The 9,645-nt window shown below is 68.8% G+C and carries 7 protein-coding genes; 1 reads left to right on the top strand and 6 read right to left on the bottom strand.

Annotated features, from left to right (window positions below):
* Positions 1-192: 192 nt before the first annotated feature.
* On the top strand, positions 193-1,167 hold the full coding sequence (locus ABZ863_RS12230) for an adenosine deaminase (protein ID WP_358534381.1): 975 nt from the start codon (positions 193-195) through the stop codon (positions 1,165-1,167).
* A gap of 6 nt (positions 1,168-1,173) precedes the next feature.
* Here ABZ863_RS12230 and ABZ863_RS12225 read toward each other — a convergent pair whose 3' ends face one another.
* The 6 genes from ABZ863_RS12225 to ABZ863_RS12200 form a co-directional block, all read right to left on the bottom strand.
* Complete coding sequence (locus tag ABZ863_RS12225) at positions 1,174-2,112, bottom strand: N-acetylmuramic acid 6-phosphate etherase (RefSeq protein WP_358534379.1); 939 nt, start codon at positions 2,110-2,112, stop codon at positions 1,174-1,176.
* Positions 2,113-2,179: 67 nt separating this feature from the next.
* Positions 2,180-3,199: a MurR/RpiR family transcriptional regulator gene (locus ABZ863_RS12220; RefSeq protein ID WP_358534377.1), complete on the bottom strand. Its 1,020-nt coding sequence runs from the start codon at positions 3,197-3,199 to the stop codon at positions 2,180-2,182.
* Between the two features lie 144 nt (positions 3,200-3,343).
* Positions 3,344-5,074, bottom strand: a complete 1,731-nt coding sequence (locus ABZ863_RS12215; RefSeq protein WP_358534375.1) for a serine hydrolase — start codon at positions 5,072-5,074, stop codon at positions 3,344-3,346.
* A gap of 8 nt (positions 5,075-5,082) precedes the next feature.
* Positions 5,083-6,339, bottom strand: coding sequence for a DUF1343 domain-containing protein (locus ABZ863_RS12210; RefSeq protein ID WP_358534373.1), 1,257 nt, complete (start codon positions 6,337-6,339; stop codon positions 5,083-5,085).
* A gap of 2 nt (positions 6,340-6,341) precedes the next feature.
* Positions 6,342-8,144: a glycoside hydrolase family 3 N-terminal domain-containing protein gene (locus tag ABZ863_RS12205; RefSeq protein WP_358534371.1), complete on the bottom strand. Its 1,803-nt coding sequence runs from the start codon at positions 8,142-8,144 to the stop codon at positions 6,342-6,344.
* 514 nt (positions 8,145-8,658) lie between these two features.
* A complete protein-coding gene (locus tag ABZ863_RS12200; RefSeq protein ID WP_358534405.1) occupies positions 8,659-9,474 on the bottom strand; it encodes an HAD-IB family hydrolase in 816 nt (271 codons plus the stop codon).
* Positions 9,475-9,645 lie beyond the last annotated feature (171 nt).

Here is a 9,645-nt window from a genome sequence, read left to right as displayed (position 1 = left end):
ACAGCTGATCACCGGCACCGGGCTCGGCGGCGTGCTCGGCGAGTCCCGCGGCTACCTCGACTACCAGATGATGTGGACCATAGCGGCGGTGGTGGCGATCGTCTCCGTCCTTGCCTACGCCGCCGTGCAGTTCGCTGAGAATGCACTACTGCGCCGCTGGAATCCCGCCGGATAGACCACAAAGGACTCCTCATGGATCATGCACAGCTGGCCGCGCTGCCCAAGGCCGAGCTACACCTGCACATCGAGGGCACCCTCGAACCGGAGCTGGCGTTCACACTGGCCCGGCGCAACGGGATCACATTGCCGTTCGCGAGCATCGAGGATCTCCGCTCACGCTACGACTACCGGAACCTTCAGTCCTTTTTGGATCTGTACTACGCGCTGACGGACGTGTTGCGCACTGCCGAGGACTTCCGCGACCTCACGGCCGCCTACCTGGCGCGGGCGGCACGCGACGGGGTCCGGCATGCCGAGATCTTCTTCGACCCGCAGGCGCACCGGCGCCGTGGCGTGCCGCTGGCTGCCGTACTGGAAGGGCTCCAGGCCGCCGTGAGTGCGTCCAGGGACGTGAGCGTCTACCTCATTCCGTGCTTCCTGCGGGACCTCGGTCCCGACGCGGCAATGGAAACGCTGGGGGAGCTGCTGCCGTTCGCCGGTTCCTTCGCCGCCGTCGGGCTCGACTCGGCGGAGGTCGGGTACCCGCCGGAACTCTTCGTCGACGTGTTCGCCCGCGCCCGCGCGGAAGGGCTGCCCGCTGTGGCGCACGCCGGGGAGGAGGGCCCGCCCGAGTACATCCGGCAGGCGCTCGACCTGCTCCGCGTCCGGCGTGTCGACCACGGCGTGCGCTGCCTCGACGATCCGGAGCTGGTCGCAAGGCTTGCCGATGAGCAGATCCCGCTCACGGTGTGCCCGTTGTCCAACGTCCGGCTCGCCGTCGTGCCCGATCTCGCCGCGCATCCGCTGCCGAGGATGCTCGACGCCGGCCTCGCCGTCACGCTGAACTCCGACGACCCGGCCTACTTCGGCGGCTACGTCGGCGAGGTCTACGCGCGGACGGCGGAGACGTTCGGGCTCAGCGCCGCCGAGGTGCACCGGCTCGCGGAGACGTCCGTGCGCGCGTCGTTCCTGCCCCCCGCCGCACGGCAGCGGTTGCTCGGCGCCTGAGGGCCGTCACGAAGCGCGGGGACGAACGGCCTCCAGCGCTTCGCGGACATGACCGCCGGTTGCCGACAGCGCCTCGGTCGCCACCACGACCTCGACGCCGGTGAGCAGGTGCACCAGCGCGATCTTCAGGTCGCCGCCTGCCCTGGTCAGCGCGTCGTCACAGACCTGCGCGCCGAGCCCGGTCGCCTCCTTGAGGATGCGCAGGGTGCGGCCCCGCAGCTTGGCGTTGGTGGCGCGCATGCCGACCATCAGGTTCGAGTACGTCCTGCCGAGCCTGATCATGGTCGCCGTCGAGAAGGCGGTCAGTACGATCTTCTGCGCGGTTCCCGCCTTCATCCGGGTGGACCCGGCGATGACCTCCGGCCCTGTGTCGATGGCAACCAGCACGTCGAGGCCGGGCGGCGCCGGAGCCTCGGGGTTGCCCGACACCAGTCCGGTGCGGGCGCCGCGCTGCCTTGCTGCGCGCAAGGCACCCAGCACGTACGGCGTGCGCCCGGACGCCGTCAGCCCCAGCACGAAGTCTCCCCGGTCGACCGCCGCGCTCATTTCGGCGGCGCCGGTCGCATCGTCGTCCTCGGCGTTCTCGACCGCATGCCGCAACGCCTGCTCGCCGCCGGCGTGGTGGGCGACGAACCATTCGGGCGGCACGTTGTATGTGGGCACCAGCTCCGCCGCGTCGATCACGGCGAGCCTGCCCGATGTGCCGGCTCCCACGTAGTGCACCCGATGCCCGCTGCGCAGTGCCTCGGTCGCGTAGTCGACGGCTGCCGCCAGCTGCGGCAGCACCCCCTGCACCGCCAGCGGTACGCCGCGGTCCTCGGTGTTGATGGCAGCGAGAATCCCCACAGTGGACAGCTGGTCGATATCGGTTGTCCGTGGGTTGCGCTGCTCGGTCGGCGAGTCGACGTGCACCACCAGGCCGGCTCCCCTCCGGGTTCCCCTCATTGGACTCATCGTCTCCATTGCGTTCACCGTGTCCCCTCACGGCGCGCGACCGTTGCCGGCGCGTCGCTCATTTCCCGGTTTCCCGGGGCCGCCGCCTGCCGTCAGGCCGTACCCCGAGGCGATGTGCGCCAACCGCATCGCGTGTCGCGTCCAGTGCGCTGACCGCGTCGTCGAGGTGCCGCTGCGCGACACCGATGAACAGGCAGTCGATGACCATCAGCTGCGCGATCCGGCTCGCCGTCGCGCCGGAGCGGAACGTCGTCTCCCGCGCGGCCGTGGTCAGCAGGTGGTCGGCGACCTCGCTGATCGGCGAGCGGGGGAAGTTCGTCACCGCGATCGTCGTGGCGCCGTGCTCGCGCGCCACCCGCAGTGCCTCCACCGTGTCGGTGGTCGCACCGGTGTGCGAGACGCCTACCGCTACATCCCCCGGCTTCAGCACGGCCGCCGACGTCAGCATGATGTGCGTGTCCGACCAGGCGAAGCTGACCCTTCCGATGCGGTGCAGCTTCTGCTGTAGGTCGGCGGCGACGAACGCGCTCGCCCCGACGCCGTAGACGTCGACGCGCCCGGCTGCAGCGATGAGGCCGATGACCCGCTCCAGCTCGGCGATGTCGAGCTGGTCCGCGGTCTCCTCCACGGCACGCGCGTCGGCGAAGCTGACCTTGTTGACCACCGCGGACAGGTCGTCGTCCCGCGTGATGTCGCCGCCGAGGTTGCGCGTGGTGCGGGCGGCCGAGCGGGCCGTGTCCGCGGCGAGCGCGATACGCAACTGCGGGTAGCCACCGACTCCGATGGCCTTGCAGAAGCGGGTCACCGTTGTCTCGCTCGTGTTGGCCGCCAGCGCCACCTCGGTGATGCTGCGGCGCGCGACTGCCGACGGGTCCTCCAGGACGACCTTGGCCACCCGCTGCTCCGCCCGCGCGAGGCCCGGCAGCAGGGAGCGAATGCGCACGAGTGGGCTCGCGTCGGCGTCCCGGCCGGGGCTTGCGGTTTCAGCGATGGCTTCGTGGCCGTCTGCCGCATCCGGCTCAGCAGGGTCAGCAGGGTCAGCGGCATCTATCGTTGGAAACTTACTAACCGTAGGCATCTGCGACAAGAGTACCCACACCTTCCGGAATGATCGCAACCGAAGCGTGTTCCCACGTTCCGAGTCGCGGCTAGGTAGTTGTTGAGAAAGTCGCCAACCTGGTCGAAATCGTTAACCTGATTTGTCTAACGACTCTGCAACTTATTAGCGCCCACGTAAGCGAAAACCGGTCGCAGTGAAAATCTGGGGATGTCGCTCGCCGTCCAAAAGGACGCGGTCGTTGTCCGCCACCCGGACGGCATCGATGTAGACCCCTCGGGCGGTGTAGTTCCCATCAGTTGTGAATCGCCAACGAAGCGTGACCTTTTCAATTCGCGAAACGGCCCCACGCACTTCCCACCACGAACGGTGACCGGTTCCATACAGTGCGTCGACGGTTTTGCGAGGTGCACCACGTCCGGTGACGTGTAACGTCACGGGCTGCCATGTCACACCGTCGGTGGTGGCTTCCAGCACGAGACGATCGGTGGTCTCGGTGTCCACGAAAGCGGCGAACCGCACCGAAAGGTCCCCGCTCCCATCGCTGAACGGTGACGTCACGAGAGTGGCGGTGCTCCTGTCACCGATCCCGCTGAACCACGCGTCCCGGCCGGCGGAGGGCTGCACGGCGAGTGCCTGGGCGAGACCGGTCGCCCACGCTTGGCGAGCCGGGTTCACCGAGCCCCAGTACCTCGACGGGTGTACCCGGTTGGTCAGCAGGATCGCGACCGACCGGGACAGCGGGTCGACGACGAACGAGGTGCCGGTGTAGCCGGTGTGGCCTGCAGTGACCAGTGAGGTCAGCCCGCCCATGTACCAGATTTGGTTCAGTTCGAAGCCGAGCCCGTGGTCGTCACCGGGGAAGTCGGTGGTGCGGTTGGTGAGCATCGCGCGCACGCTGTCCTCGGTGAGGATGCGCCTGCCCGCGTAGGTGCCGCCGTTCAGCAGCGCCTGACCCAGTACCGCCAGGTCGCGGGCAGTGGAGAACACACCGGCGTGCCCCGCGACACCACCGAGTGCCCAGGCGTTCTCGTCGTGCACCTGTCCCCGGACCAGGCCGCGTGCGGGTTCGGTCTGGTACTCGGTTGCGGCGATGCGATCGAGTTTCGCCGCGGGCGGGTTGAACCCGGTGTCGATCATGCCGAGTGGTCCGGTGATCCGGCCGGCGACGACCTCGTCGAGGCCGGCACCGGTGAGCCGTTCGACCAGCACGCCGAGCGTGATGAGGTTGAGGTCCGAGTAGGTGTAGGTGCTGCCCGGCTCGTGTTGTGGGGCCACGTCGAGCACCGCCTGGATGCGTGCGGCGCTGTCCGGCCAGTCTCGCCAGAGCGGCAGGAACGGCTCCAGACCGGAGGTGTGCGTCAGCAGCTGCTCGACGGTGATGGACTCCTTGCCGTTGCGGCCGAACTCCGGCAGGTAGCGCGCGACCGGTGCGGCCAGATCCACCTGGCCGCGCTCGACCAGCTGCAGCACCGCGATCGAGGTGAACAGCTTGGTCACCGAGGCAAGGTCGACGATCGTGTCGGCTCGCATGGGCACCTGTGCTTCGAGGGGCAGCTCGGTACCGCTGCCGTCGGCGTAGCGCACAGCACTGCCGGTCGTGTACGTGTTCACGATCATCCCGTCGTGTACCAGCATGCCGACGGCCCCGGCGAACAACGGATGACCGTCGACGGCATCGTCGCGGGTCCACGCGGCGAGTTGCTCCTGCGCGGCGCGGATCGGCGCGGGGTCGAGACCGGCCTGCTCCGGCGTGACCTCGCGCAGGACGGTCGTCGCCGGGGCGAAGCCCTCGTGCGGGCGGTCGAACCGGCCGGTCGCCGGATGGGCGGAGGCCATCGCAGTTGCTCCCGTCAACGCCAGAACCGCGGTCAGCGCCCCCATTCTCCACCGCATGGCCACCCCTACCGGTACATCAGGTACTGCTCGCGTCTGCGGCGGAAAGTCGTGAGCTCCTCGTGCCAGGATCCCACGATGTCATCGGTATCCGCGCCCGCGTCGACCATCGTGCGCAGCCGGGCCGAACCGGAGAGCTCGTCGATGAAGTTGTCGGCCCGCCAGCCGAAGAGATCCGGATACAGACTGCGGGCCGTCACGATCATGGCCACAGCCGTGCGGATCGCATCGAAGGCGCCGGGTTCGGTGACGCTGAGCTGGACTCCACCGCACGTGACACCCGCGAACTTGCCGAACGTGGGCACGAAGTACGTTTCGCGGAAGGTCACACCCTTCAGCCGCTGCCCAATGAGCTCATCCCGCCAGCGCCAGTCCACACCGGGTGCGCCGAGTATCTCGAACGGCTGCGTGGTGCCGCGACCCTCGCTGAAGCTCGTGCCCTCGAACAGGCAGGTGCCCGGATAGACCAGCGCCGTCTCCGGCGTCGGCATGTTGGGGCTCGGTGGCGTCCACGCCAGCCCGGTCTCGCGGAACAGCAGGTCGCGCGTCCAGCCGCGCACCTCGACGATTTCCAGCTGGGCGAGGCTGTCGCCGTCGGCGGGCAGGAACTCGGCGGCGAAGAAGCGAGCCAGCTCCCCGACGGTCATGCCGTGTTGCTGCACGATCGGCCTGAGCCCGACCCCGGAACTGAACGCCGGATCGAGCATCGGGCCGAGTGCCGCGCCGCCCACCGGATTCGGCCGGTCCAGCACGACGAAGGCTGCGCCCGTGCGGGCGGCCGCGCGCATCGCCGTGTACATCGACCAGATGTAGGTGTAGAACCGCGCGCCGACGTCGGCGATGTCGAAGACGACGGTGTCCACACCGGCCTTGCTGATCATGCTCGCGAACTCGTCGGCGCCGACCCCGTAGGTGTCGTAGACGGCGATGCCCGTGCGCGGGTCGGCATAGTCGCCTTCGGATCCGCCTGCCTGCGCGCTGCCACGGAAGCCGTGCTCGGGGCCGAAAACGGCCACCGGCCGGATCCCGGCGGCCACCAGCGAGTCGACGATGTGGTTGCGGTTGCCCAGTACCCCGGTGGGGTTGGACAGCACGCCGATCCTGCGGTCGGCAAGCCGCTGCCAGCCCTCAGCGGCGAGCCGGTCCGCTCCAGGTGTGACCGTGCCCGCGGGGTAGGGCGCCGCCGAGGCGAACTGCGAGCTCGCGGTCAGTACCGGCGTGGCCAGCGCGCCGGCGGCGAGGAAGCGTCGGCGGTTCACGGCCATGGCTACCAACTCAGCCCGTGTCCGAAGGGGTAACGGATCGCCCCGCCGTCGCCCGCCGGGATGTTCACGGGAAGGGTGCCCCGCGGGGTGACCTCGCCGTAGAGGACCTTGGCCAGCGACGTCATGCTCACCGTGCGCCAGTCGTAGGTGGCGAGCCAGGTGGGTACGTCGGCGTACCCGGCGTCGTAGGGCTCCTGGATGGCGACGGCCACGACCGGCGTGCCGGTGGCGAGCACGCGGTCCAGGAGCTGCCGCTGGCCGGCGTTGTCCCTGAGGTTGTTGGTCAGCACGACGGCGACATCCGCCTCTGTGGCGGCCTGTGCCGCGGCTTCGATCGCGGCCGCGCCGGGGTTCGTTCCCGTCGGCAGCGCTGTCGCGGAGGGGCCGATCGCGTCGGCGAGCGCGTTCACCGGCTCCGCGGGATAGCCCGGGTAGTCTGGCCGGTTCCAGCCGATGACCAGTACCCGGTCCTGGCCGGACGTGATCGGCAGCAGGTCGTCGTCGTTGCGCAGCACCGTGGTCGTGGCGTCGGTGATCTCCTGGATCCGCGCCAGGTTCGCTGGTGTGCCGACGGTCCGGGCGACGGCGCGCTCGTTCACCAGCGGCGCGCCGACGATCCCGCGACTCCACTTCAGTTCCAGGATGCGCAGGACACTCTCGTCGATGCGCTGTTCGGTGATCCGGCCACTGCGCACCGCGTCGAGCACGCCGCCGATCGCGACGTCGAGATCGGGCGGCATCAGCATCTGGTCGACCCCGGCTTCGATGGCAAGCACCGGGATCTCGGCGTCGGAGTGCAGCTCCCGCACTCCCTGCATCTGGAGGGAGTCGGTGACCACGACGCCGTCGTAACCCAGCTCCTCGCGCAGGATGCCGGTGATGATGGGCGCCGAGAGCGTCGCCGGGTTCCCGGACGGGTCGAGGCTGGGCACGGTGATGTGCGCGGTCATGATCGAGTCGACACCGGCGTCGATCGCGGCCCGGAACGGTGGCAGGTCGATCTCCTGCCATTCCTGCTCGGTGCGCTCGATCACCGGCAGGCCGATGTGACTGTCGGCGGCGGCATCGCCGTGGCCGGGGAAGTGCTTCGCCGCGCTGGATACGGTGCTCCTGCCGCGTCCGGCGTCCTGGTAGCCCTCGATCTGCGCGGCGACGAACTCGCTGGCGAGCGCGGGGTCGGCTGAGAACGACCGGGAGCCGATGATCGGGTTCAGCGGGTTGGAGTTGACGTCGGCAGCGGGTGCGAAGTTCTGTGCAATACCCATGGCCCGCAGCTCGGCGCCGTTGATGGCCGCGGCGGTCCTGGCGCCATCGGGGTCACGGCCCGCTCCCAGCGCCATCGCGCTCGGGTACTCGGTGGCGGGGTCGGCGATCCGCGTGACCCGGCCGCCTTCCTGGTCGATCGAGATGACGAGCGGCACGTGCGGTGCCGTGGCCAGCGCGGCACGTTGTAACCCGTTGGAGAACTTCGCGACCTGCACCGGGTCGTCGACGTTGTCGGTGCCTGCGTTGTTGAAATAGATGACTCCGCCGACGTGGTATCGCTGGACGACCTCGGCCGGCGTGGCGACACCGTACTTGTCCTGGTTCCCCGGGTGGCTTTCCGTCGCGGACTTGCCCCATACGTCGGCGACGAACAGCTGGCCGACCTTCTGTTCGAGGGTGAACCCGCGCAGGATCTGCTGTGCCCACGCGCGTTCCTGCGCTGCAGCGAGGGCCGGTGCGGCGCCTCCGGTCACGGTGAGTAGCGCGGTGAGCGACGCGGCGACATAGGTTCTCCTGTGCCGGGCACGGGTGGTGGTCACGGAAGCCTCCCCAGTAGCTGAGCAACCCGCTCCCGTGGGTTTTCCACGAAAACGGGTCAACGTCGGAAAGCTACTGACGAACCTGGTGTCCGGTCAACGAGGGCTGACTTCCCCCAGACATGCTAGGCGGCGCCCGTCACTTGTTGTGAACGGGCGCCGCCTGCTCGCGCGGACTACTCGGGTGACCAAGCTGCAACTCGTGTCGTACCTTTCGTAAGACTCGGCGTCCGGCGTCCCGGTACGCAGTCTTCCGACGACAAGCCTCCCGCGGCGTGCGCAGCGTGGGTGCTCGGAGTCCGCGCACGGAGACCTCTCAGGGTGGGCCGGGCTTCTCTTCTGCCAGACCCCTGGCTGATCGATGTCCGCAACCCCTTTCTACCGAGTGACGGCGATCACTTCAAGGGGCTAGTTGCCGTGCACCGGTACAGAGCCTCGAAATAGTGAGTTGCATTGGTGTCATAAGGGCGCTTTCCGTGACATTGCAGGCAAAACAGCGGCCATGTGGGTGTCAGGACTACGCGTCGCGACGGCGCCGCCGGGACAGTCCGTAGAGCGTTGCTCCTGCGGCCACTGCTCCCACCCCGAGTCCCACCGCCACTACCGCCGACGGCGCCGGGATCCGAGCGCGCAGCGACACCGGATTGGTGAACGAGTGCACCGGCCAGCCACGTTCGGTCGCGACCTTCCGCAGTGCGCGATCGGGGTTGACGGCGTGCGGCTGCCCCACGACCTCCAGCAGCGGCAGGTCCGTGCTCGAATCGCTGTACGCGTGGCACGCCGAGAGGTCGTAGCCATGCTCGGCCGCGAGCTGCTTCGCGGCGACCGCCTTGTTCTCGCCGTAGCAGTAGAACTCCAGCTCGCCGGAGTACCGGCCGTCCACAACGCTCATCCGCGTGCCGATGCTGCGGGTGGTTCCGAGCATCTCGGCGATGGGCGTCACGACCTCCTCGCCGGTCGCCGACAGCACGATCACGTCGTGCCCCTGCGCCTTGTGCTCGGCGATCAGGTCGGCGGCCTCCGCGTACACCAGTGGAGCGACGACGTCGTGCAGGGTCTCGTTGACGATCGCGCGGACCTGGCTGACGTCCCAGCCCGTGCACAGCGCCGAAATCTCCGCACGCAGCCGGTCCGTGCGGTCGGCATCGGCGCCGGACAGCGAGAACACCAGTTGTGCGTAGGCGCTCTTCAGCGCAGCGCGCCGGTTGATCAGTCCCTGCTGGAGAAACGGCTTGCTGAACGCGAGCGCGCTGGACGAGGCGATGATTGTCTTGTCGAGGTCGAAGAACGCGGCCACCGGAGCGGTCGTCGGCGAGCTGCTGGGTTCGGACACGGGTCCACCATAGGTGATCTCCCGCTGCAGCCTCCGGCTCACGTAGGGTGCGTACCCCTGTGTCATCGGTCGGGCGCTGTTATCGAATCGTGGCCGCGATGATCATCGGCCCGGTTACAGTTGACGGCGCTCCGGTGGCGAATGAGCCGCCGGGACGGGTTCAGCCCGACC

Origin of the sequence: Saccharomonospora sp. NPDC046836 (assembly GCF_040645195.1) — a bacterium.
GTDB lineage: Bacteria > Actinomycetota > Actinomycetes > Mycobacteriales > Pseudonocardiaceae > Prauserella_A.
The sequence above is the reverse complement of the archived record's forward strand: the minus strand, read 5'-3'. Positions and strand labels throughout refer to the sequence as shown.

What these genes read in the sequence shown, in the direction of transcription:
- ABZ863_RS12230 (WP_358534381.1), top strand. Translation starts at nt 193, where the DNA reads ATGGATCATGCACAGCTGGCCGCGCTGCCCAAGGCCGAGCTACACCTG.
- ABZ863_RS12225 (WP_358534379.1), bottom strand. Translation starts at nt 2,112, where the DNA reads ATGAGGGGAACCCGGAGGGGAGCCGGCCTGGTGGTGCACGTCGACTCG.
- ABZ863_RS12220 (WP_358534377.1), bottom strand. Translation starts at nt 3,199, where the DNA reads ATGCCTACGGTTAGTAAGTTTCCAACGATAGATGCCGCTGACCCTGCT.
- ABZ863_RS12215 (WP_358534375.1), bottom strand. Translation starts at nt 5,074, where the DNA reads ATGCGGTGGAGAATGGGGGCGCTGACCGCGGTTCTGGCGTTGACGGGA.
- ABZ863_RS12210 (WP_358534373.1), bottom strand. Translation starts at nt 6,339, where the DNA reads ATGGCCGTGAACCGCCGACGCTTCCTCGCCGCCGGCGCGCTGGCCACG.